Source organism: Leucobacter sp. PH1c, from assembly GCF_000633415.1.
In the GTDB taxonomy this organism is placed as follows: domain Bacteria; phylum Actinomycetota; class Actinomycetes; order Actinomycetales; family Microbacteriaceae; genus Leucobacter.
Map to the genome: position 1 here is coordinate 177934 of NZ_AYMV01000007.1, position 23298 is coordinate 201231.

Below are 23298 nucleotides of genomic sequence, written 5' to 3' on the forward strand. Positions count from 1 at the left end.
GCGCGGGTGGGGCCGCGGCGACGCGCCGCCCCACCCGCCTGCCGAGTTGTTACTTCGTGAGCCAGACGTTCGTCCAGTCGCCGTTCTGGGCGAGGGCGTAGATCTCGAAGTTCGCGACCCGATCGGAGTGGTAGTTCGCCTTCTTTCGCGCAACGATGCTCACGATCGGCGCGTCGGCCATGACCGTCTCGTCGACCTGGTGCCAGAGCTTGCCGGCCTCCTCGGGCGTCGAGGCGGCCAGGGCCTCGGCGGCGAGGGCGTTCGCGGCGTCGTTGTTGTAGTCGACGTAGTTGTACGTCTGCGGGGTGCCATCGAAGGTGAACTGCGGCTGGAACACCGAGCGAGCTGCGCCGCCCACCCAGTCGGGCGACCAGCCGACGAGGGCGACATCCCACTCGCCGTTCGCCGCGTTCTCGCGGTTCGACATGAAGTTCGCGTAGTAGTCGGTCGGGGGCACGGGGAAGAGCTCGACGGTGATGCCCGCGGCCTCGAGGCTCGCCTGCACGGTCTGCGCGATGTCGGGCTGCGTGCCGAGGTTGCGGTAGGGGAACTTCAGCGTGAGGTCGGTGACCCCGGCCTCGGCGAGCAGCGCCTTTGCCTTTTCGGGGTCGGCCTTGCCGCTCGGGTCGCCGGTCGTGGAGAACTCCTCGAAGCCGTTGATGCCCGGGCCGAAGATGCCGTTCGTCACCGTAGCGATGTCCTCGCCGCCCATCACCTGGACGACGGCGGGCTTGTCGATCGCGTACTCGATCGCCTGGCGCACCTTGAGGTCCTGCAGCGCGCCGCCGTTGTTGCTCGTCTTCGTGTTGAACCAGAGGAACTGGTCGATACCGCCGTTCTCCATGGTGGAGAACTTCTCATCGTTCGCGGTGGTGAGCTGCTGGATGTTCGCGGGGCTCGGCTGCAGGTCGAAGAGCATGTCGGCCGAGCCGGCCTGGAGCTGCTGCATCGCCGCGTCGCCCTCGAGGCCCATCGTCATGACGATCTCGTCGACGTAGGCGCCGCGCAGCGGATCGCTCTTCGCATCCCACGACTCGTTCCGCACGAACTTCATCGAGACGTCCGGCTTGTGTTCGGCGACCGTGTAGGGGCCGGAGGCGATGAAATTGTTCCGGTACTCGGGCGAATCCGGCAGGTAGTCGAGCACCTCGATCGGCGCGGGGTTCGCAGTCGGGAGGCTCAGCATCGAGGTGAAGTCCGAGGCGGGCTCGGTGAGCGTGAAGATGACCGTGGAGTCGTCCGGGGTCTCGATGCCGGAGATGTCGTTGCTCTCGATGTACTCCTTCATGGCACCCACCTCGGGCGACACGGTGGCGAAGCCGTCGCAGAAGCTCTGCATCCCGTCGATCAGGCTGATGAAGTAGCCGCCGAGGGCTGCACCGATGTGGGGGTTGCAGATCCGCTTGATGCCGCGCTCGACATCGCTCGAGACGATGGGCCGCGCGCCGTCCGGGGCGTCCCAGCTCGCGCCGTCCCGCAGCGTGATCGTGTACGTGAGGCCATCGTTCGTGGCCTCGGGCACCTCGGTCGCGAGGTCGCCCGTGAGCGCGATGCGCTCGTCGACGTCGTTGGACGCCTCGTAGCTGAGGATCGAGCGCGACACCGCGCGCACGACGCTGTTCACCGGCACGTAGGCCGTGAGCTGAGGGTCGAGCCGATCGACGTCGCCGTTCGCGAGCACCTTCAGCGTTCCGCCCTGCTGCGGTTCTCCGGCCGCATCGCCGCCGCCCCCGCCGCCGCTCGCGCAGCCGCTGAGGCCCAGTGCGGCGACAGCGACGAGTGCCGCGCCGGTCAGGATCTTGTTCCGAGTCATTGAGTCACCTTTGATTCGTTGAGTCGCACAGAGCCGCTCGGCCCCGTGGTCAGGATCCGGGAACCTCCCCTCACCCGGTTAGTACAATAGTACATGTCAGAGTGCACATGTCGCAGGAATGTCACGGCTCGGTCACGATCGACCGGGAACGCGCAGCGAGCACGGGCATCGGGGCGCGCCGGAAGCACCGCGCGCACGGGCGCGGAGCGGGGTCCCCGTGGCGGCTAGTTCAGGTCGAGGAGCCAGCCGAGCACGAACGGGAAGGCGAAGAATGCGGCCCCGATCGCGCACACGAGCACGGTCTGCCAGACCCGGGAAGCGCGTGCGAGGCGCTGTCCGGGCTCGGCGACCTGAAGGCGCGGGCGTGCCGCGCGAGGATCGGTGTAGTGCTGCGCCTGGTGCCCGAGTTCGGCGCCCAGCACCTCCGCGAAGAGCAGCAGCGCGGTCGTCTCGCTCCGATCCCAGCGGCTGCGCACGCGGCGCGAGACGATCAGGATCCGGTCCTCCACGATCTCCACGTCCCAGTGCCGCCCGTGATCGATCAGCACGGCCATGACGTCGGGAGTGAGCAGCTCGAGCGCGTCGCGCGCATAGCCCTCGGGCGCATAGCACGCGAAGAAGCGGTCGAAGTCGCCCTCGAGCGAGAGACGCTGCGCACCGGCGAGAAACTCGCGGAGCTTCCCGTTCGCGAGCGAGTCGATCACGAGGTGCGGGAGCACGCGCGGTGCGCGCAGCTGGAGGTATCGGAACCCGCCGAGGGGACCGCGCGGCTCGTTCTTGCCGCCGGAGAAGCCGGCGATCGCGAGCTGCAGTTCGGGCTCCTGCCCGAGCCAGGAGCGGCCGGGTTCACCCACAACCTGCTGGGCGAGTGCGAAATTCGCGCGGAAGCGGGCGGCGTCGCCCGCGGCCGGAGCCTGCCCGAGGCGTCGCCGCCGCGCCGCACCTGCGGCCGTTCCGTCGACCGGCTCCGCGAAGAACAGCCCGCGCGCCGGGGGCGTCGCGCCGAGCCGGGCGAAGGTCAGCCCCCGCGCGTCGGCGAAGCGCTGGAAGGCGAGCTCACGGCGCAGTTCGCGCGGCCGCTCCAGCAGGGCGAGCGCGAGCACGCCGACGAGGAGCGCAGCCCAGAAGCCGGCCACCACGAGGAAGCCGCGCGCCCAGTCGAGCCAGGCGGGAAGCACGATCGCGACGGGGAACTCGCTCGTGAGCGAGGTCCAGAGGAGCAGCAGCGCGAGCGCGGGGAGCACGAGCGCACCGCCGCAGGCGGCGCGCCAGAAGACGCGCGGCTCCGCCGCCCGCACCTCGCCCCAGCCGATGAAGCGGGGCCACTCGGAACGGAGCTGCGTGAGCCGCCCATCGGCCCCCGCGGCGGGCTGCCGCGGATCGTGCACCTAGCGGATGCCCTTGCCGAGCATCTGCTGCAGCTTGGCCAGGTCCTCCTCGGTGGGCTGCGCTCCCGCACCCTTGCCGAGACCGAAGCCCGACCCCGTGGGCGCCTCAGCCGGCTTCGCGGCGATGCCCGCGGCTTCCTGGGCGCGCTTCGCCGGGTTACCCGAACGCTGCTTGCCCTTGCTCTTCGCCTGCTGCTTCTTCTTGCCGCCGTGACCGCCCATGCCGGGCATGGGGCCCATGCCCGGAATCTGGGGCACACCGCCGCGTGCGACGGTCTTCATCATCTTCGCGGCCTGCTCGAAGCGCTGCACAAGTGCGTTGACGTCGGTCACGGTCATGCCGGAGCCCCGCGCGATCCGGAGGCGGCGCGAGCCGTTCAGGATCTTCGGGTTCTGGCGCTCGGCCTTCGTCATCGACTGGATGATGGCCTCGGTGCGGACGATCTCGCGCTCGTCAAAGTTGTCGAGCTGCTCCTTCATCTTCCCCATGCCGGGGAGCATGCCCATCATCTTCTTGATGGAGCCCGCGCCGCGGAGCTGCTGCATCTGGCCGAGGAAGTCGTCGAGGGTGAACTCGTCCTTCGCGATCTTCTCGGCGACCTTGCGCGCCTCTTCCTCGTCGAAGGCGCTCTGCGCTTGCTCGATGAGGGTGAGGATATCGCCGAGGTCGAGGATGCGGCTCGCCATGCGGTCGGGGTGGAACGGCTCGAAGTCGCCGAGCCCCTCACCCGTCGACGCGAACAGGATCGGGCGACCGGTGACGCCGCGGATCGAGAGCGCCGCGCCGCCGCGGGCATCGCCGTCGAGCTTCGTCAGCACGACGCCCGTGAAGTCGACCCCCTCCTGGAAGGCCTGAGCCGTTGCGACCGCGTCCTGGCCGATCATCGCATCGATGACGAAGAGGACCTCGTCCGGGTCGATCGCCGTGCGGATATCGGCGGCCTGCTGCATGAGCTCCTGGTCGACGCCAAGGCGGCCGGCCGTATCGACGATCACGAAGTCGTACTGCTTCGAGCGGGCCTCGGCGACGCCCCCGCGGGCCACCGCGACCGGATCGCCCACGCCGTTGCCCGGCTCGGGCGCGTAGATCGCGACACCCGCCTGCTCCGCGACCACACCGAGCTGCGTGACCGCGTTCGGGCGCTGGAGGTCACACGCGACCAGCATGGGCGTGTGCCCCTGATCCTTCAGCCACTTCGCGAGCTTGCCCGCGAGCGTCGTCTTACCCGCACCCTGCAGGCCGGCGAGCATGATGATCGTCGGCGGCTTCTTCGCGAATTCCAGGCGGCGCTGCTCGCCGCCGAGGATCGCGACGAGCTCCTCGTTGACGATCTGCACGACCTGCTGGGCCGGGTTGAGTGCGGCGTTGACCTCGTCGCCGAGCGCGCGCTCGCGCACCTTGCCGGTGAAGTCCTTCACCACGTCGAGCGCGACGTCGGCCTCGAGCAGCGCGCGACGGATCTCGCGGACGGTGCTGTCCACATCCGACGCCGAGAGCTTGCCCTTCGCCCGCAGGTTCTTGAAGGTGTCGGTGAGCCGCGCAGAGAGGTTTCCGAAAGTAGCCATGATGGGTCGATTCTAGCCGTTCGCAGGGTGCGCGTGCGCACCAACCGGCTGCGGCCCGGGTCCTGAGGACCCGGGCCGCAGAGACGAGGTGCGGACTACTTGCCGCTGTAGTCGTAGAAGCCGCGCCCGGCGCCCTTCCCGAGCCACCCCTTGTCGATGTACTCGCGCTTGATGTACGCGGCGAACTCCTGCATCTCGGGGTCCTCGCTCGCGAGCCCCAACTGGTAGGGAGTCATCATGCCGACGACGTCGTAGATCTCGAACGGTCCGCTCGGCGCGCCCGTGGCGATCTTCCACGTCTTGTCGATGTCCTCGGGCGTTGCGACCCCGCGCACGAGGAGGTGCGCCGCCGCATTGAGGAAGGGCACGAGGAGGGAGTTGAGCACGTACCCGGGCTGCTCCTTGTGGATCCGGATCGGCACCATGCCGATCTCCTCGGCGAACTGCGCGACGGCCTCGAACGCTGCGGGGTCGGTGCCCTCGTGGCCCATCACCTCGCCCACGTTGAACTTCCACACCTCGTTCGCGAAGTGCAGGGCGAGGAACTTCTCGGGGCGGCCGGTGAACGGCGCGATTTCGCTCGGCAGCAGGGTCGAAGAGTTCGTGGCGAAGATCGTCTTCGCGGGAGCGAGTGCCCCCACCTGCTCCCAGGTGCTTTGCTTGATGTCGAGCCGCTCCGGCACGGCTTCGATCACGAGGTCCGCGTCCGAGAGCGCGTCGGCGAGGTCGGAGGAGGTGCGGATGCGGGCCACCGCGGCGTCGAGCTTCTCGGGCGTCGCGTCCGGCAGGTCACGCAGGTAGAGCGGCTTCAGATACTCCCAGCGCGCCGCGAGTTTGGCGAGGATCTCGTCGTTCAGGTCGTACGCGACGACCTGCTTCCCCGAGTACGCCGCCTGGAAGATGATCTGGGATCCGAGGACGCCGGTGCCCAGGACGGTGAGGTTCTGCATGTCTACCCTTTCTCGAACGCCCCGCCGGGTTGGCGTGGCTTTCGGTCCGGCGGCCGCAGCTCGTGGCTCGGCCGTCAGGCCTCATTCTTCAGGTATACCGCACTTTTATACTCAATCGTCAGTTTTTCGCGACGGGCGGAAGAAACTGCGGCGGCGGGGTTATCCGACGAGCTGCTGCGCGAAGACGTGCGGGGTGAAGCCCGTGAGATCCGTGATCCCCTCGCCCTGGCCGACGAGCTTGATCGGCAGCCCCGTCTTCTCCTGCACCGCGAGCACGAAACCGCCCTTGGCGGAGCCGTCGAGCTTCGTGAGCACGAGCCCGGTGACGCCCGCGTGCTCGATGAAGGCCTCCGCCTGCGCGAGCCCGTTCTGCCCCGTCGTCGCGTCGAGCACGAGCAGCACCTCCGACACCGGCGCCTGCTTCTCGATCACGCGACGCACCTTGCCGAGCTCGTCCATGAGCCCGCCCTTGGTCTGCAGCCGCCCGGCCGTGTCGATAATCGCGATCTCGAACTCGTCCTCGATCGCCCGCTGCACCGTCTGGAACGCGACGGAGGCCGGATCCTGCCCCTGCTGCTGGGGCTTCACGATCTCGACGCCGGCGCGATCCGCCCACGTGGCGAGCTGCTCGACGGCGGCGGCGCGGAACGTGTCCGCCGCGCCGACGATGATCCGCTTGTCGAAGTTCTTCAGGTAGTTGGCGAACTTCCCGATGGTGGTCGTCTTGCCGACGCCATTGACGCCCACGACGAGGATCACGGCGGGCCGTTCGGAGAGCCGCAGGGTGGGATCGTACTTCGCGAGGCGCTCCTCGACGGCGTCCCGGAGCATGCTCCGGAGCTCCGTGACCTCAGTGACGCGGTGCCGCTCCACGTCCTCGCGGAGCTGGTCGAGGATGCTCTCCGTGACATCCGGGCCGAAATCGGCGGTGATGAGCGCGGTCTCCAGCTCGTCCCACGTATCCTCGGTGATCAGCGCGGGGCCGCTGAAGATGTTGCGGAATGCCTTCGAGAAAGACCAGGATCGCTCAGCCATACCCCGAGTCTAGCGGTGGGCGTCACCGCGACCGGCCCCAACCGCCAGCGCACGGGAGCGGTCAGTCCTCGCGGGTGATCCGCTGTCCCACGACGGCGGAGATCCCGTCCTGCCGCATCGAGACGCCGTAGAGCGCATCAGCGATCTCCATGGTGCGCTTCTGGTGCGTGATGATGATGAGCTGCGAGTTCTCCCGCAAGCGCTCGAACACCTGCAGCAGCCGCCCGAGGTTCGCGTCGTCGAGCGCCGCTTCGACCTCGTCGACGATGTAGAACGGGCTCGGCCGAGCCTGGAAGATCGCGATGAGCCAGGCGACCGCTGCGAGGGAGCGCTCACCGCCGGAGAGCAGCGAGAGCCGCTCGACCTGCTTGCCCGCGGGGCGGACCGTCATCTCGATGCCTGTCCCGAGGAGGTCGTCGGGCGAGGTGAGTGCGATCTCGCCGGATCCGCCGGGGAACAAGATCGGGAAGACCTCCGCGAACGCTGTCCGCGTGTCCTCGAATGCCGCGGCGAAGATGCCCTCCATCTTCTCGTCGAGCTCGGCGATGATCGCGAGCAGATCGGCGCGCGTCTTCGTGAGGTCGGCGAGCTGCTCGGAGAGGAACGCATGACGCTGCTCCAGCGCGGCGAACTCCTCCAGCGCGAGCGGGTTGATCCGGCCGAGCTCCGCAAGACGCCGCTCGGCGCGGGCGAGGCGCTTCTCCTGCTCGGCGCGCACGAACGGGCGGGTGCGCGGTGCGCTCGCACTGCGCTCCCCCGCGTCCGCCTGAGCGCGCGCGGCGCCCTCGGGGCGCGCGCGGTCCTCTGCTGCGCTTGCGTCTGCGTCGTCGAGGCCGAGTTCGGCCGCGAGCTCCGCTTCGAGCGCGTTCGCGTAGCGCGGGGCCTCAGCGCCCCGCTCGGGCTCCGGCGCTGCGGAGCGCCCCGCTTCGTCACCCTCGTCCGCTTCGGGGATCGGCTGGTCCGGACCGTACTCCGCGATGAGCACGTCCTCGACGAGACCGAGCTCGTTGCCGGCGCGTTCGAGCAGCCCGGAGAGCTGAAGCTTGCGCTCGTAACTCTTCAGTTCGGCACCGTGCACGCGATCGGTGAGGCCCTGGAGCAGCTGCCGCAGCTCGGCGTCCTCTGCGCGGAGGAGCGTGAGCTCCTGGCTGTGCCGCGCCCGCTCGGCCTCGGCCTGCTGCTGGGCGATGCGGGCCTCCGCGAGCGAGCGGTCGCACGCATCGAGAATGCCGGGGAGGATCGCGGCCACGCGCTCGGCCTGGGCGACCTGGCGCGCGCGGAGCACAGCCCGGCGCGCCGCCTCCTCCGCAGCCCGCTGCTCGGCGGCGAGCTGCGCGACGAGCGTCTCGTGCCGGGAGCGCCCGGCGCGGGAGCGCTCACGCGCGGTCTCGAGCGCGAGCCTGCGCTCCAGCTCGGCGGCGCGGGCGGTCTCGACCTCGATCAGTACGCCGTCGCGCTGCCCGGCATCGAGGATCGGCCGCGGCGTGGCCTCCGCCTCCCGCAGCGCGCGCTCGGCCTGAGCCGCGTCGTCCGCGAGCGGGGCGGCGGAGGCGACGACGCCCGCGAGCCCGTGCTCGGCGCGCTCGAGTTCCGCCGCAGCGGCGTCCGCCCGGGTGCTCAGCCGGTTGCGCTCCTTCGCGAGATCCGCGAGCCGGGCGTCGGCGGCGCGCAGCTCGGCGAACGACTCCTGAGCCGCCGACTTCGCCCGCGCGGAGACCGTGCGCAGCTCCGCGAGCTCGGCTTCCGTCTCGGCGAGCTCCTCGGCGAGCCTGGCCCGGCGCTCGGACGCCTGCTCGAGTTCTGCGGTGAGCTCGATGCGCGACGGGGCGCCGCCGGATCCGCCGGTCAGCGTGTGCGCGGTCAGCACCTCCCCGGCGCTCGTCACGACGGTGAAGCCGCCGTCGGGGAGGCGCTCTCGAAGCGCGGTCGCCGCAGCGACCGCGGCGGGGAGGTCCGCCGCGATGTAGCTCCGCGAGAGCAGCCCGTGCACACCGTCGGGCGCCGTCTCCAGCACGTCGACAGCGCGGGTGAGGCCGGGCACCTCGGGCGCCTCTGCCGCGAGTGCGGCGCACTCGGCGAGGACCACCCGCACGCGGCCGAGGTCCCGATCCCGCGCGAGCCCCACCGCTTCCGCGCCCGCGGGGGCATCCACGACGAGGAGGGCATCGGCGAAGGTGCCGAGCGCGGCGCCGATGGCGGCCTCGGAGCCCTCGCGCACGCGGACGTGCTCGGCCACCCGGCCGCTCATGCCCGGGCCCGCCTCGGCGAGCAGCGCCTCGGACGCGTCGCGCTGGTCGAGCGCTCGCGTGAGCGCCGCGACCCGCGCATCGAGCCCGGCGCGCTCCTGCTCCAGGCCGTGGAGGCGGTCGCGGGCGGCATCCCGCTGCTCCTCCGAGCGGGCCTGGGCCTCCTGCGCCGCGCGGTACGCGTCGTCGAGCCCGCCTTCGGGAGCCTCAGCGGCCTCCTCGCTCGCTTCGAACGCGGCGAGCGCTTCCCTGGCCTCGCTCAGCCGGGCGCCGGCCTGCGCGACGGCGTGCTCGCGCCGCGCGATCTCCTCGCCCACGGTCTCGTGCTTCTGCGCGGCGGCCTCCGCCCGGCCGCGGAGCTGCGAGAGCTCCAAGTCGTGCTTCGAGACGAGCGCGCTCTGCGCGGCGATGTGCTCGTCGATCGCGTCGAGCGCCCGCTGCGCCGCCCGGGTCGCGGCACCGGCGCGCTCCCACTCTTCCTCCGCGACGGGCACGGCCGCCTCGAGCCGCTCGGCCTCGGCCCGCGCCTCGTCGACGGCGGCCTGCCCAATCCGAGACAGCTGCTCGGGTGCCTCGGCCTGCGTCGCGAGGAAGGTGAGGCGCTGCTGCGTCTGGGCGAAGAGGCCGCGCAGCTTCGCCTGCACCGATTCGAGCCCGATCGTCACACGCCGGGCGGCGTCGAGCTCGTCGCTCTGCTGCTCGGCCTCGAGCCGCTGGATGCGCAGCTGCTTCTGCTCCGTCTGCTCTTGCAGCACGATCCGCTCCGAGTGGCGCTCCGCCTCATCCCGGGAGAGCGCATCGAGCTCTGCACGCACGCGCGCGACGTCGTCAGCCAGGAGGCGGGCCTTCGCGTCGCGCACCTCCGCGGCGATGCCCTGCGCGGCCCGGGCCACCTCCGCCTGGCGACCGAGCGGCTTCAGCTGGCGGCGGATCTCCCCCGCGAGATCGTTCAGGCGGGTGAGGTTCGTCTCCATCGCGTCGAGTTTGCGGAGCGTCCGCTCCTTGCGGCGCCGGTGCTTGAGGATCCCCGCGGCTTCCTCGATGAAGCCCCGCCGGTCTTCCGGGGTTGCGCGGAGCACGGCGTCGAGCTGCCCCTGCCCCACGATCACGTGCATCTCGCGGCCGAGACCCGAGTCGCTCAGGAGTTCCTGCACATCGAGCAGCCGGCACGCCTCGCCGTTGATCGCGTACTCGCTCGAGCCGTTGCGGAACAGCGTGCGGCTGATCGTCACCTCGGTGTACTCGATCGGCAGCGCGCCGTCCGAGTTGTCGATCGTGAGGCGCACCTCGGCGCGGCCGAGCGGCCCGCGCGTCGCGGTGCCCGCGAAGATGACGTCCTCCATCTTCCCGCCGCGGAGGGTCTTCGCACCCTGCTCGCCCATCACCCAGGCGAGCGCGTCGACCACGTTCGATTTGCCCGATCCGTTGGGGCCGACGATCGCGGTGACGCCCGGCTCGAACTGGAAGGTCGTCGGCTGCGCGAACGACTTGAAGCCCTTGAGAGTGAGGCTCTTCAGGTGCACGCTGCCTCCTCCCGGTCCCGCATCGGCCACGGACACTCCCCCTGAGCTTAGCGGGGACCGGGCGCCGTGCTGCGGAAGACGCGGGCGCGGTGCGCCGGCGCCGCTGCCCGGCCTAGGCCTTGGCGACCTCCACCGCGATCGGCGTCGGGTTCGCGAAGAGGTCGTAGACGGGGCAGTTCACGTCCACCGCGTCGCGCAGCTGCTCGTAGCGCTCCTGCGTCTCGGGCCCCGTGAGCTCGATGCGCAGCCGGATCGCGCTAAACCCGGGGCGCACGGTGTCGTCCTTTCCGAGGAGCCGCGCCGCATCGATGTCACCCTCGGCGGTGACGTCGATGTCGTCGAGCTGGATCCCGAGCGCCTGCGCGTAGAGGCGGTACACGACGACCTGGCAGCCGATGAGCGCGCCGAGTGCGAGCTCGACGGGGCTCGGGGCGACGTCGTCGCCGGCGAGCGGTGCGGGCTCGTCGATCACAAACTCGTGCCGGCCGGAGCGGAGGCGGGTCGCAACGGCGCCCTCTCCGGAGCCGGTGACCCGGTAGGTCAGCTTCGAGGAGTCGCGGCGCGCGTCGATGCGCTCGCTCCAGGCGGCGCCCGCCTCGGTGAGGCGGTCGGCGCGGGCTGCGGCCGCGATCTCGGGAATGGCGATGGTGGGGGCTGCGGTGAGGGTCGTCATGCGGGCCACGCTAGCCGCGCGCTCCGGCGTGCGCACGCGGCGCCGACACACGCGGTCACGGTGCGTCACGGAGCGTCATCGAGGGGCGACGGGGAGGCTCGCGGCTCCCCCGACGGTCGTGGTTCGGATGCCCCGCCTGCGCTCCTCCCGCACCATGCACCCCGCTGCCGAAAGCGCGTCGCGGAGCGACTCGGGAAGCGGTGCGAGATGCGGCTCGGGGCGCGCATTGCGGTGCAGCTGCCCCACGGTCCACCGCTGCCCGGGAGGCCCGGCCAGTGCGACCCTGGCGGGAGCGCCGTCGTGGACGATCACGAGGCGGGAGAGGTTCGTCAGCGCGATCCGGAGCGGCTCCCGGTCGGCCTCGGCGATCGCGATCGTCCCCGCTGCGACGTCGATCTCCAGTTCGACCGGGTGCGCCTGGGCGGAGAGGCGAAAGAAGCCCACGAGCGAGGCCACCAGTCCCCCGGAGAGGATCGCGGCGAGCACGGATCCTGCCGCCCCGGCCCCGGCCAGCGCGCTCACGGCGCCCACCGCGAGGGCGATCGCGGTGCAGACCGCGAGAAAGCGAGGCGAGTACGCGTCGCGCAGGCGCGCAGCGGTGAAGGTGAGGCGCGCGGCGCCCGGCCGCTCGACCCACTCGGCGGTGCTCGTGCTGCTCATGCGCTCCCCGCTCTCCCCTCACACCCCACGATCGTTCCGCGCCCAGCCTACTGAGGCTCCGGCGCATACACGCGGCAGCGGGGGCCCGGCCGAAGCCGGACCCCCGCTGCGCAGGGACGAACCTTAGAACTGGTTCATGGTGTTGTCCTTGCCGCCGGCCTTGAGGGCCGCGTCGCCGGCGAAGTACTCCTTGTGGTTGTCGCCGATGTCGCTGCCGGCCATGTTCTGGTGCTTCACGGTGGCGATTCCCTGGCGGATCTCCTCGCGCTGCACGTCGCGGACGTAGGTCAGCATGCCCTCGTCGCCGAAGTAGCCCTTCGCCAGGTTGTCGGTCGAGAGCGCAGCCGTGTGGTACGTCGGCAGGGTGATGAGGTGGTGGAAGATGCCGGCGCGTGCCGAGCCGTCCTTCTGGAAGGTGCGGATCTTCTCATCGGCGAGCTGCGCGAGCTCGGTGCCGTCGTACTCGACCGCCATGAGCTTGTCGCGATCGTACGCGGAGACGTCCTTGCCCTCCTCTGCCAGCTGGTCGAAGGCCTGCTGGCGGAAGTTCAGGGTCCAGTTGAACGAGGGGCTGTTGTTGTAGACGAGCTTCGCGTTCGGGATAACCTCGCGGATGCGATCCACCATGCCGGCGATCTGCTCGACGTGCGGCTTCTCCGTCTCGATCCAGAGCAGGTCGGCTCCGTTCTGCAGCGAGGTGATGCAGTCGAGCACGCAGCGGTCCTCGCCCGTGCCCTTGCGGAACTGGTACAGGTTCGACGCGAGGCGCTTCGGGCGGAGCAGCTTGCCGTCGCGCTTGATCACGACGTCGCCGTTGCCGAGATCGGCCTCGGAGATCTCCTCGACATCGAGGAACGCGTTGTACTGGTCGCCGAGGTCGCCGGGGGTGGAGGTGACCGCGAGCTTCTGCGTGAGGCCTGCGCCGAGCGAGTCGGTGCGGGCGACGATCACACCGTTGTCGATGCCGAGCTCGAGGAACGCGTAGCGCACCGCGTTGATCTTCGCGAGGAAGTCCTCGTGGGGAACCGTGACCTTGCCATCCTGGTGACCGCACTGCTTCTCATCGGAGACCTGGTTCTCGATCTGGATCGCGCAGGCGCCCGCCTCGATCATCTTCTTCGCGAGCAGGTAGGTCGCCTCCGGGTTGCCGAAGCCGGCGTCGATGTCCGCGATGATCGGAACGACGTGCGTCTCGTAGGTGTCGATCTGCGACTGGATGAACTCGACCGCGGTCTCGTCACCCGCGACGCGAGCGTCGTCGAGCTGCGTGAAGAGGAGGTCGAGCTCGCGGGCATCCGCCTGGCGGAGGAAGGTGTACAGCTCCTCGATCAGCGCGGGCACGGAGGTCTTCTCGTGCATCGACTGATCCGGCAGCGGGCCGAACTCCGAGCGGAGCGCCGCGACCATCCAGCCGGAGAGGTAGAGGTAGCGCTTGTTCGTGGTCTTCAGGTGCTTCTTGATGGAGATGAGCTTCTGCTGCCCGATGAAGCCGTGCCACACGCCGAGCGACTGCGTGTAGACCGAGGAGTCGCCGTCGTACTCCGCCATGTCGCGGCGCATGATGTCGGCGGTGTACTGCGCGATCTCGAGGCCGGTCTTGAAGCGGTTCTGAGCGCGCATCCGAGCGACGTACTCGGGGTTGATCTGGTCCCAGGCGGAGCCGTTCTCCGCCTTCAGCGCCTCCACGGCTTCGATGTCGTTCTGGAATGCAGTCATGGTGACTCCTTTGTAGTGGCTGCCGGATCACTTTCCCCGTGACCCTCTGGACTACTTCTCACTCTGCACCCAGCTCACGCCCCGGAAGCGCCATTTCCGAGGTGAAAAAACTCAGTTCTTCTCTCGAACGGAAGAACCTCGCGCCTGCGGACTCGTTTCGCCCGCTCCAGCAACGGCGTCGAGACCGCCCAGCACGAGCGACAGCCCGAAGTCCCACGCCGCATCCAGGTCGCCGCCGAGGTTGAACCCTGAGTGGAGCTCCATGCCAATGAACCCCGTCGCCCACGCCGTCACCGTGCGGGCCGCCTCGAGCTCCCGCACCCCGGAAACCCCGAGCCGCTCGCGCACGAGCCGCCGGACGGCGGCGCTCGCCGCAGCGGCGTACGAGACGTCGACCGCGGGCACGCCGACGCCCGGGCTCACGATCAGACGGAACGCCGCGGGCCGCGCGTGCCCGTAGGCGCGGTACACCGCTGCGAGCTCGGGGAGACCCCGCGCCGCATCGAGACGTTCCGCGAGATCCGCGAACGCACGCTCCGCGACGAGCCGCAGCAGGGCCTCGCGTCCGGCGACGCGCTTGTAGAGCGAGGGCGCGCGCACCCCCACCCGCTCCGCGACCGCCTGCATCGTGACCCCGTCGAGCCCACGCTCTTCGAGCAGCGCGCTCGCGGCGGTGACGATCTCGGGCAGGGAGGTGCGATCCGGAGCAGGCATGTCGCCAGTATAGCTATTGACAGTAGCCATGATGGCTATGTATCGTAGCCATCATGCAACTCACCCCCTCCCTCCACCGCATCGGCAACGACCTCGTGGCCGCCTACCTCATCGTGCAGGCCGAAGGCATCACCGTCGTCGACGCGGGTCTCCCCGGGCACTGGGGCGAACTGCTCGCCACGCTGACGGAGCTCGGTCGCTCCCCCGCGGACCTCCGCGGCCTCATCCTCACGCACGGCGACTCCGACCACCTCGGCTTCGCGGAACGGCTCCGTCGCGAGCACGGCGTACCGCTCTTCATCCACGAGGCCGACGCGGAACGCGCGCGGGGCGGGCCCAAGCCGAAGACTCCCGGGCAGTCGCTGCGGCTCGGCCCGACCCTCGGCTTCCTGGGCTACTCCGCGCGGAAGGGCGGCTTGCGCACCCGCTGGATCACCGAGGCGCGCGAACTCGTCGGCGGCGAGACCCTCGACCTCCCCGGTTCGCCCCGCATCCTCTCCATCCCGGGTCATTCCCCCGGGAGCATCGCCGTGCACGCACCCGCGGCGGATGCCGTCTTCGTCGGCGACGCCCTCACCACCCGCCACGTGCTGACCGGCGCGCGCGGCGCGCAGCCCGCGCCGTTCACCGACGAACCGCAGCGCGCCCTCGACTCACTGCAGGCGATCGCCGAGACGGGCGCACGCTGGGTGCTCCCCGGCCATGGCGCGCCCTGGGACGGCGGGGCCGAGCGCGCGGTCGAGGCGGTGCGCCGGGCCGCCAAGGAGCAGTAGCTCCCGGCGCGCGCGACCGAGCGCGGGCGACCGTGCACGTCACCCCGCTGCTCACGCCGTACTCTGGAGCGGTGACGATCTTCCAGAAGGCCGCGCGCTCGTGAGCGCCGCTGCGCAGCACACGACGCGCGAGCGCCCGAGCATCCGCGCGTTCCTTCGCATGTTCCTCGCGATGCTCCCGTTTGGAGGGCTGGCGACCTTCTACCTCCTCTTCGCGCGCCCCGCAGTGGCGCACGCCCCCGGCGAACTCGCCCATGCCCGCTACGGGCTCCCGCTCACCTGGATCGAGCAGGATCTCTCGCGCTTCGATCAGGGCGAGTACCCACTCGAAGTGCCGTTCAACTTCACCCGAGCGTGGCACGATCCGATCGTCACCCACTACGAGCTGTTCGTGTTCGCGCTCAACACCCTCATCGTCGGGCTGGTCATCACCGTCTGCGTGCTGGCGGGACTCTCGCTGGCCCGCACCCTCCGCCGCGCCCCCGAGCAGCCGGAGCGCACCGATGCCTGAGCACAGCCAGGTGCGCCTGCAGACCGCCCGGCTGCGGCTGCGAGAGCTTGGCGATCAGGATCTCCCCGCGCTCCGCGCGATCCTGCAGGATGACGAGGCCATGACTGCCTACGAGGGCGCCTTCGACGAGCGGATGACGCGCGACTGGATCCTCCGGATGCGTGAGCGCTATCGGAACGACGGCTACGCGCTCTGGGCGGTGGAGTCGCGCGACTCGGGTGCGATGATCGGCCAGTGCGGCCTCACCCGCCAGCACATCCTCGGCGCAGACGTGATCGAGGTCGGCTACCTCTTCAACCGCGCGCACTGGCACCGGGGCTACGCCGTGGAGGCAGCCCGGGCCTGCGTCGACTACGCCGTCACGGCGCTCGGCGCGGACCGGGTCTGGGCGCAGGTGCGCGACACGAATATCGCCTCGATGAACGTCGCGATCCGGCTCGGGATGACCGTGCGCGGCCGCTTCGAGAAGCACTACCGCGGCGTGACGATGCCGCACCTCGCGTTCGCATTGGACGCGGCGGACGTGCCCGGCGAGCGCTGAGTCCGGGCACGAGGGTACACGCCCACGCGACGCATTCCTCCCCAAATACCTATGTCCACCCACGGATGCTACGCAGAGCCGAATCAGGCGGATCAGACGGCATTACGCTCGCCGCATGGAGAGCACAGCGCTGGTCATCTGGTCAGAAACCGTCCCCAATTGGCTGATGGCCTTGAGCGCGGTATCAGCAGCGGTGCTCTTCTTTTGGAGGAAGCAGGATCGGCGAGAGGCGTTCGCAGCGCGCGAGGCCGGCATTCGTGACGGCGTCAACGCAGTTTGGGTGACCGCGCAGATCGATTCTGACCCGAAGGCGCGGTGGGGCATCCTCGTGACGAATCAGCTGAGTGTCCCCATCACCCAGCTACATCTGGACTGCCACGGAAACCTGAACTCTGCATCACTCGAACACCCCAGCGTCCAGCCCGGCAGACACTTCTTTGAGTCCCTTCCTCAGGGCAGCGCTCGCCCCTGGGCATTGCCTTCAAGCAACGTCGCGCATGTCGAGTATGTGTCGGTGAGTCGACGGCACGCCGTCCATGAGCTCACGTTCTCACACGCCGGTCGGAGCTATACCCGTCGATGTGAGACGGTGGAGCAGTCCACACGCTCGAACTGAGCACCCCTCACATCACGGTGCGGACCTCGGCGGCCGGCCACATCGCGTACGGCGATCCGGCCCCGGAAGATCCCCCAAAGTACCTGCTCAGCCCTCAGGGCTGGCGCTTCGTCACGGGTTCGCGATACGGTTCTCGTGTGTACCGCCTGTCGTTTGGCTAACGGGCCTGCGTTTCATCCGCGCAGGGTTTCCCCAGAAGGGTGTCATTGCTGACCCCTCCTGACCCCCGTCAGACCACCGCGAGCGTTCATGCCGCTCGGGACACGCAGTACAGGAGGCCTCGTGGCCATCCCCGCTTCGGCGCACGCCCGCCGTCTCCCCGCGATCCGGGTTCGCCTCGTCGCGCCCGCACGCGACCCGACCCGCGCCGCGCGCACCCGCGCGCCCCTCCGACCCTCAAGTCCTCTCGTTCCCCGCGCCCGCGGGGAAGAAAGAAAGCAGTTCCCATGTCCCATCTCGAACTCACCGGCATCAGCTACACGCTCCCCGACGGGCGCCCGCTGCTCAGCGACGTCGGCTTCCGCGTCGGCCCCGGCGCCCGGCTCGGCCTGATCGGCGCCAACGGCGCCGGCAAGACAACGCTGCTCCGCATCATCACGGGCGACCTCGCTCCTGACGATGGCGTCGTCTCCCGCGGCGGCGCGATCGGCGTCATGCCGCAGTTCCTCGGAGAGGGCTCAGTCCACGAGCTCCTCCTCTCCTTCGCTCCCCCCAGCGTGCAGGAAGCGGCACGGCGCGTCGAACGCGCCGAGAACGCGCTCCTCGAGAACACCGATCCCGATCGGGAGGAGGCCATCAGCATGAGCTATGCGCGCGCGCTCGCCGAGTGGGGGGACGCCGGCGGATACGACGCCGAAGTCCTCTGGGACGTCTGCACCATCGCGGCGCTCGGCGTGCCCTACGACCGCTGCCGTGATCGCTCGCTCGGCTCCCTCTCCGGTGGAGAGCAGAAGCGGCTCGCGCTGGAGGCGCTCCTGCGGGGCGGCGCGGAAGTGCTCATCCTCGATGAGCCCGACAACCACCTCGATGTCCCCGGGAAGCGGTGGCTGGAGGAGCGGCTCATCGCTTCCGACAAGAGCATCCTGTTCATCAGCCACGATCGGGAGCTGCTCGCGCGCAGCGCAACCGCGATCGTCACCCTGGAGCTCGGCGCCGCGGGCAACACGGCGTGGACCCATCCCGCGTCGTTCGCAAGCTACCACGCGGCACGGACGGCACGATTCGCTCGCCTGGAAGAGCTCCGGAAGCGCTGGGATGAGGAACGGGCGAAACTGAAGGCGCTCGTGCAGATGTACAAGGACAAGGCCGCATACAACGCGGACATGGCGAGTCGCTACCGGGCCGCGCAGACCCGTCTCGCACGCTTCGAGGCGGCCGGGCCACCTGAGGAGCAGCCGCGCGAGCAGGAGCTCGCGATGCGCCTTGCGGGCGGGCGCACCGGGAAGAAAGCGATCGTGTGCGCGCAGCTCGAGCTGAGCGGGCTCATGCTGCCCTTCGACCTCGAGGTCTGGTACGGCGATCGCGTGGCGATCCTGGGCTCGAATGGTTCGGGGAAGTCGCACCTCTTGCGTCTGCTCGCCGCGGGCGGCACTGACCCCGAGGCGGAGCATCGGCCGGGCACCGACGCGGTGATCGAGCCGGTGCAGCACGAGGGCACCGCGAAGCTCGGAGCTCGGGTGCGTCCGGGCTGGTTCGCGCAGACGCAGGGTCGGCCGGATCTGGCGGGGCGCACGCTCCTCGACATCCTGCACCGCGGGGACGAGCACCGCCAGGGCCTGCCCCGCGAGCAGGCGGCACGTGCGCTCGCGCGCTACGAGCTCGCGAGCGCATCCGAGCAGGCGTTCGAGGCGCTCTCCGGCGGGCAGCGGGCGCGACTGCAGATCCTGCTCCTCGAGCTCGGCGGTGCGACGCTCCTGCTCCTGGACGAACCGACCGATCACCTGGACCTCGTCTCGGCCGAGGCACTCCAGGGCGCGCTCCGAGCCTTCGACGGAACCGTGCTCGCAGTGACGCACGACCGGTGGTTCGCACGCGACTTCGACCGATTTCTCGTGTTCGGCGCGGACGGTGAGGTCACCGAGTCAGATACGCCCGTCTGGGACGAGACGCGCGTGCGACGAGCCCGCTAGTGTCGTCGGTGGTCCGCGCGGGCAGGATCGGCCGCGCGGACCACGCGCACGACCGGGCCCTCCGCGCAAGGTGCGCCGATGGGGCGCGGGTGCGGCACGGAGGGCGTCGCAGGTCACGGTTCGGCGATCGCGTCGAAGCACGAGTTTCGGAGCGTCCACGCTGCTACGTTGGTGCCTGTGAAACTCATCGAGACTGCCCGGGTCGCGCTCGGCGAGCGCGTGTATCTGCGAGAGAAGAGCGTGCTCCTCGAAGACGACGGATCCGTGCTGATGATCGTGGAACGGCAGGAGCACGGCGAGTGGCGCACCTGCATCGAGCGCATCACCGAGGCGGGAGTGCAAGCGTCTGGCATCATCCCGCCGGGAGCGTTCGGTGCGACGCCCACCATTGTGCTGCTGGGCGGAGGCGTGATCGCGGTGCTCTCCGACACTGCAACCGTGACGGTGTTCGATCGCGAACTCCGTCCGCAACGCACCGTTGCGCTCGACGCCGAGTGGCCGGAGCCCTGGTCCGGGACGACCGCAGGAGGCATCGCCCGCCCAGGGCGGGACGGCGCGTTCCTCGTGCGGCTCACCGATCCGGTGTCGTTCCAGAACTCCCGGGCGATCGCTTCGCTTCGACTCACGGAGACCGAGGGATCGTGGCAGTCCTGGCGGCTCCTCGCACGCTCCGATTTCGCCATGTCGGGGCCGCGCGCGAAGAGCGCCGCAGGCCCCATTGTCGGCGATGTGTGGGAGTCGGACAGTACGCGAATCGTCATCGCGGAGGGCAGTGACAGTGGCAGCGTCAACCGCTACGGGAGCGACTTTTTCACGGTTGCGGAGCTCGACAGCGATTTCCGGATTGCGTACCGGGTGTTCGAGGAGTCCGGGTGGCTGCGCCTCACGGGGAAGCACGGCATGACGGGGCGTTTCACCGCCGGAGGCGCCTCGATCCTCCTCCGGCAGGTCTTCGCGACCGGGAGCTGGAAGGGCCGGGCACACCTCCTCGATCTCTCGGACGGGAGCCTGGCGGAGTTGCCGCCGGTGCGGGGCGCGGCTGCCTTCATTCCCGCCGACGTGCGCGGATCCCGGGTCGTGCTGCTCTCCGAAGACTCCCTCCTGTTCGCGCGCTTCGACGACGAGCCGGCTCGCTGAGCGCACGCACGCGCCGATATCGTGGGCGGAACCGCCCGGCGCACCGCCCTCCGGTCCGTCGGGCGCACGCGGGCTCATGTGCGCAGCCTGGGCCGTGCACGACGTCGCAGAAGCGCTCGCGTTCCCCTCGACCTGCGCGGACCTGGCCCAACGCACCGGAATGAAACGAGTGAGGATCGCGGTACCGAGCGACCGTCGCGGGTCTTGAGGGGCGTGTCTCCACGCACCTGGCCGCGTCGGCCTGCTTCGGCGCTCCACGGAGGGAGTGGGTACGGCGGTGCCGGTCAGGCTCACGGGAGCGGTCGCGGCTCGCCGGGAGCTCGAACGCCTCGGGTCTCCGATCCAGGCGGGCGATCTCATCGCGGGCGCCGGTCTGTTGACGACCGGCGCGCTCATCAGCCCGACGCTGGCGCGCTGGGCCCTCCCTGGGAGCACGGGGCTGATGCTCTGGCACGTCGCGAACGCGTGGCAGCGCGCCATCCGAGCCGCACTCGGCCCGTTCGGCATCACCCACGTGCAGTTCGTCCTCTTGGCGGTCCTCGCGTCGCTGGGGCGGTCGGCGTCGATCACGCAGCGGGAACTCGCCGACCGCGCCAACTCCGCGGTCGAGGGCGCGGATCGCGCGTTCTTCAGCGTCCTCGGCGCGGGCGCCGAAGGGTTCACCCGGTCGCTGGTCGCGCTCGACGCGGGCGAGCCGGCCGCCGACCGCACCGCATCGAGCTGAGCTCCCGCACCATCGCTGTGCAGCATTCGCCCGCGAAGTGCGCCCACCCGGCCCGGCCGTGCCGTCACATCGCGTTCCCTCTAGATTGGAGACATGCGCACGTACACACGACCGCCCATCGAGACTCTCGAGTTTCGAGATGGCTCGGGTGCGGTAATCAACTACGGGAATCGCTGGGCAGGCCTCGATGGCCCTCCCGAGGACACGTACTCCGTGATCCACGACCCGGAACGATTCGCTCCGCTGCACACGGTTGCAACAGCGGTCGTGGAGTATCTGATCGCGCACACTGACATCGACGTCGAAGAGGGCTCCCACCTCCTTGCAGGAGTCCTTCACGCCCCCGATACCGAGCACGTCGTCCGAGCGGTGCGGTTGACTCCGCGCTCGGAGCACGCCGCCGCACTCACCTTCGTATGGACCCGCGACCCCGCGATCCACATCCACGCGGGCGTGCTTTTCAGCGCCACGTACCCCTCATGCGCGTGCGACGCGTGCGACGAGCGGTGGGACGAGTGCGCTGACCAACTCGAAGAGCAGGTGTTCTCGATCGTTGCGGGCGGGCTCTTCGAAGACATCAGTGCGCCGACGCGTCCGACGTGGCGCTTCGAGTGGGGCAGAGGACTCGTCCAGGGGATGGGGCAGACGGTCTCATACCGCCTGCGCGAGCGCGACGGAGAATCCGAGCAGAGCGGCCAGACACGTGCCGAGCACGTCCCCGCCGCGATGCTCCAATCGGCCCACGCCACACTCCAGGGCGTTCACGCGGCAAGCCCAACGCGCGACTGGCTGTCCTGGCAGGAGAAGCCGCGCCAGTCGTGAACTATCTCCGCCGCTGGCACCGGGGACAGAAGTGGGAAGACCGCCCACCGAAGGGCACGCGCGTAATCTCGGTGCCGCAGCGCGGGCAGGGATCCCCCGTGCGCCCGTACGCGTTCAGCGAATGGGCGAAGTACCCAGCCTGGCCATTGACGTTGACGTACTGCTCGTCGAAACTCGTGCCGCCCTCCGCGAGCGCCTGCGCGAACACCGCCCGGAGCTGGCCGAGCAGTTCCCGGAGCCGCACCGCAGCGATTCGGCGGCCGGGCGTGGCGGGGTTCAGCCGTGCCCGCCACAGGGCCTCATCGGCGTAGATGTTGCCGACGCCGCTCACGAGCGCCTGATCGAGTAGCAGCTGCTTGATCGCCGTGCCGCGTGCACGGACCGCGGCGACGAAACCGGCGTCGTCGAAGAATGGATCGAGCGGGTCTCGGGCGATGCGGGCGGCCTGCGCCGGGAGCAGCGGCGGCACCAGGGCGGTGAGTCGCTCCGCGTCAGCGCTCCCCCGATGAAGTTCCGGGCCGCCGAACCCGCCCGGTGCACCATCCGGGGTGGGCTCCAGTCGGTCGAGCGCGAGCGAGCCGAAGAGGCGCTGGTCAGAGAAGTCGAGGCGCAGCTCCCCGTGCTCCGGGTGCTCGATCCAGAGGCGGATCCGCACGTGCCGATCATCGAGCGCGGCCGTGTCGCGCAGCAGCAGCTGACCGCTCATTCCCAGGTGCGCGAGCAGCGCCCAGGGCTCGGCGGACACCGGCATCCACATGAATTTGCCCCGGCGGGCGGGAGCCCCCAGGGTGAGGCCCGTGATTCGGCGCTCGAAGTCCGCGGCACGCGCCGACGCGGCCTCGGCGGGCAGGGTGACCCCATGGCCGCCGAGACCGTCGTCCCCCGTCAGCGGGACGTGCCGCTTCAGCGCGCGGGGGTCTCGCACCTCGGCGGCGAGCACGCGCGCGCCCGTCACCGCGGGGGCGAGGCCCGCGCGGACGACCTCGACCTCGGGAAGCTCCGGCACGGCTAGCGGCGCGCCTGTCCGCGCAGCTGCGCGACGGCATCGCGCGCTGCCGCGAGCTCGGCGTTCTTCTTGCTCGTCCCGGTGCCCCGGCCGGTCACCGAGGCGACCGACACGTGCGAGGTGTACCGGCGGTCGTGGTCGGGACCCGAGCCGCGCGTCTCGTAGGGCGGGTGCGGCAGACCGCGCTTCCCGGCCTCCTGCTGCAGCGCGGTCTTCGGATCAAGCGCGTCCGTGAATCGGTCGGGATCCGCGAGCAGCGTCTCCACGAGCCCGAGCACGAAGCGATCCGCCTCAGCCGGACCCGCGGACAGGAACACCGCACCGATGATCGCTTCGACTGCGTCGGCGAGGATCGAGTCCTTCTCGCGTCCGCCGGTGAGCTCCTCGCCCTTGCCCAGGAGCAGCACCTCGCCGACCCCGAGGCCGCGCGCGATCTCCGCCAGCGCGGTCGAGGAGACGAGCGCGGCGCGGCGCTTCGCGAGTTCGCCCTCGCTGAGCTCCGGATAGTCGCGGTAGAGCTTCACCGTGACGGCCTGCCCGAGGATGGAGTCGCCGAGGAACTCGAGGCGCTCGTTGTGGGGCGCCCCGCCGTGCTCGTACGCCCAGGAGCGGTGCGTCAGCGCCAGTTCACCCAGCTCCGGCTCGACCGCGACACCGAGAGAAACGAGAAAGCCGCCGAGGCCACCCTGAGGGGACCCCGACGGCTTCTCGCGGTCGGTGCGCGGGAGCGAAGATTCGTTCCCGTTCACGCGGCA

The 23298-nt window shown here is 70.2% G+C and carries 20 protein-coding genes; 8 read left to right on the forward strand and 12 right to left on the reverse strand.

Annotated features, from left to right (window positions below; genetic code table 11):
* Positions 1-49: 49 nt before the first annotated feature.
* The 10 genes from U874_RS0102570 to U874_RS0102615 form a co-directional block, all read right to left on the reverse strand.
* On the reverse strand, positions 50-1813 hold the full coding sequence (locus U874_RS0102570; RefSeq protein ID WP_025132986.1) for an ABC transporter substrate-binding protein: 1764 nt from the start codon (positions 1811-1813) through the stop codon (positions 50-52).
* A 224-nt stretch (positions 1814-2037) separates the two neighbouring features.
* Positions 2038-3201: a hypothetical protein gene (locus U874_RS14605; RefSeq protein WP_025132987.1), complete on the reverse strand. Its 1164-nt coding sequence runs from the start codon at positions 3199-3201 to the stop codon at positions 2038-2040.
* Positions 3202-4767 (reverse strand): signal recognition particle protein, encoded by a 1566-nt coding sequence (gene ffh, locus U874_RS0102580; RefSeq protein WP_025132988.1) that lies wholly within the window; start codon positions 4765-4767, stop codon positions 3202-3204. It abuts the gene before it with no gap.
* Positions 4768-4862: 95 nt separating this feature from the next.
* The gene (locus tag U874_RS0102585; protein WP_025132989.1) at positions 4863-5717 is read right to left on the reverse strand and encodes a 3-hydroxyacyl-CoA dehydrogenase; all 855 of its coding nucleotides are present in this window, start codon (positions 5715-5717) and stop codon (positions 4863-4865) included.
* Positions 5718-5876: 159 nt separating this feature from the next.
* Positions 5877-6752 carry a signal recognition particle-docking protein FtsY gene (ftsY, locus tag U874_RS0102590; RefSeq protein ID WP_025132990.1) on the reverse strand — a complete coding sequence of 292 codons (876 nt, stop codon included), beginning with the start codon at positions 6750-6752 and terminating at the stop codon, positions 5877-5879.
* A 61-nt stretch (positions 6753-6813) separates the two neighbouring features.
* Positions 6814-10521 carry a chromosome segregation protein SMC gene (smc, locus tag U874_RS0102595; protein ID WP_025132991.1) on the reverse strand — a complete coding sequence of 1236 codons (3708 nt, stop codon included), beginning with the start codon at positions 10519-10521 and terminating at the stop codon, positions 6814-6816.
* A 112-nt stretch (positions 10522-10633) separates the two neighbouring features.
* Positions 10634-11194 carry an OsmC family protein gene (locus tag U874_RS0102600; protein WP_025132992.1) on the reverse strand — a complete coding sequence of 187 codons (561 nt, stop codon included), beginning with the start codon at positions 11192-11194 and terminating at the stop codon, positions 10634-10636.
* Positions 11195-11269: 75 nt separating this feature from the next.
* On the reverse strand, positions 11270-11854 hold the full coding sequence (locus U874_RS0102605) for a hypothetical protein (RefSeq protein WP_025132993.1): 585 nt from the start codon (positions 11852-11854) through the stop codon (positions 11270-11272).
* A 123-nt stretch (positions 11855-11977) separates the two neighbouring features.
* On the reverse strand, positions 11978-13570 hold the full coding sequence (locus tag U874_RS0102610) for an isocitrate lyase (RefSeq protein WP_025132994.1): 1593 nt from the start codon (positions 13568-13570) through the stop codon (positions 11978-11980).
* A gap of 111 nt (positions 13571-13681) precedes the next feature.
* The gene (locus tag U874_RS0102615; protein WP_025132995.1) at positions 13682-14284 is read right to left on the reverse strand and encodes a TetR/AcrR family transcriptional regulator; all 603 of its coding nucleotides are present in this window, start codon (positions 14282-14284) and stop codon (positions 13682-13684) included.
* A 53-nt stretch (positions 14285-14337) separates the two neighbouring features.
* On the opposite strand from U874_RS0102615, the gene U874_RS0102620 reads away from it, so the two are divergent.
* From U874_RS0102620 to U874_RS14615, 8 genes are all read left to right on the forward strand, one after another.
* Positions 14338-15057, forward strand: a complete 720-nt coding sequence (locus U874_RS0102620) for an MBL fold metallo-hydrolase (RefSeq protein ID WP_025132996.1) — start codon at positions 14338-14340, stop codon at positions 15055-15057.
* Between the two features lie 100 nt (positions 15058-15157).
* Complete coding sequence (locus tag U874_RS0102625; RefSeq protein ID WP_025132997.1) at positions 15158-15568, forward strand: hypothetical protein; 411 nt, start codon at positions 15158-15160, stop codon at positions 15566-15568.
* Complete coding sequence (locus U874_RS0102630) at positions 15561-16109, forward strand: GNAT family N-acetyltransferase (RefSeq protein ID WP_198525802.1); 549 nt, start codon at positions 15561-15563, stop codon at positions 16107-16109. Before U874_RS0102625 ends, U874_RS0102630 begins: the two co-directional genes overlap by 8 nt.
* Positions 16110-16224: 115 nt before the next feature.
* Positions 16225-16725 carry a hypothetical protein gene (locus U874_RS15470; protein ID WP_157834197.1) on the forward strand — a complete coding sequence of 167 codons (501 nt, stop codon included), beginning with the start codon at positions 16225-16227 and terminating at the stop codon, positions 16723-16725.
* A gap of 446 nt (positions 16726-17171) precedes the next feature.
* Complete coding sequence (locus tag U874_RS0102635) at positions 17172-18854, forward strand: ABC-F family ATP-binding cassette domain-containing protein (RefSeq protein WP_025132999.1); 1683 nt, start codon at positions 17172-17174, stop codon at positions 18852-18854.
* A gap of 177 nt (positions 18855-19031) precedes the next feature.
* On the forward strand, positions 19032-19991 hold the full coding sequence (locus U874_RS0102640; protein ID WP_025133000.1) for a hypothetical protein: 960 nt from the start codon (positions 19032-19034) through the stop codon (positions 19989-19991).
* Positions 19992-20268: 277 nt separating this feature from the next.
* The gene (locus tag U874_RS15620) at positions 20269-20715 is read left to right on the forward strand and encodes a hypothetical protein (protein WP_198525803.1); all 447 of its coding nucleotides are present in this window, start codon (positions 20269-20271) and stop codon (positions 20713-20715) included.
* Positions 20716-20808: 93 nt separating this feature from the next.
* Positions 20809-21537 (forward strand): DUF6226 family protein, encoded by a 729-nt coding sequence (locus U874_RS14615; protein WP_025133002.1) that lies wholly within the window; start codon positions 20809-20811, stop codon positions 21535-21537.
* A gap of 1 nt (position 21538) precedes the next feature.
* Here the strand turns inward: U874_RS14615 and mutM are convergent, their stop codons facing one another.
* A complete protein-coding gene (gene mutM, locus U874_RS0102655) occupies positions 21539-22543 on the reverse strand; it encodes a bifunctional DNA-formamidopyrimidine glycosylase/DNA-(apurinic or apyrimidinic site) lyase (RefSeq protein WP_025133003.1) in 1005 nt (334 codons plus the stop codon).
* Between the two features lie 2 nt (positions 22544-22545).
* The gene (gene rnc, locus U874_RS0102660) at positions 22546-23292 is read right to left on the reverse strand and encodes a ribonuclease III (RefSeq protein WP_025133004.1); all 747 of its coding nucleotides are present in this window, start codon (positions 23290-23292) and stop codon (positions 22546-22548) included.
* Positions 23293-23298 lie beyond the last annotated feature (6 nt).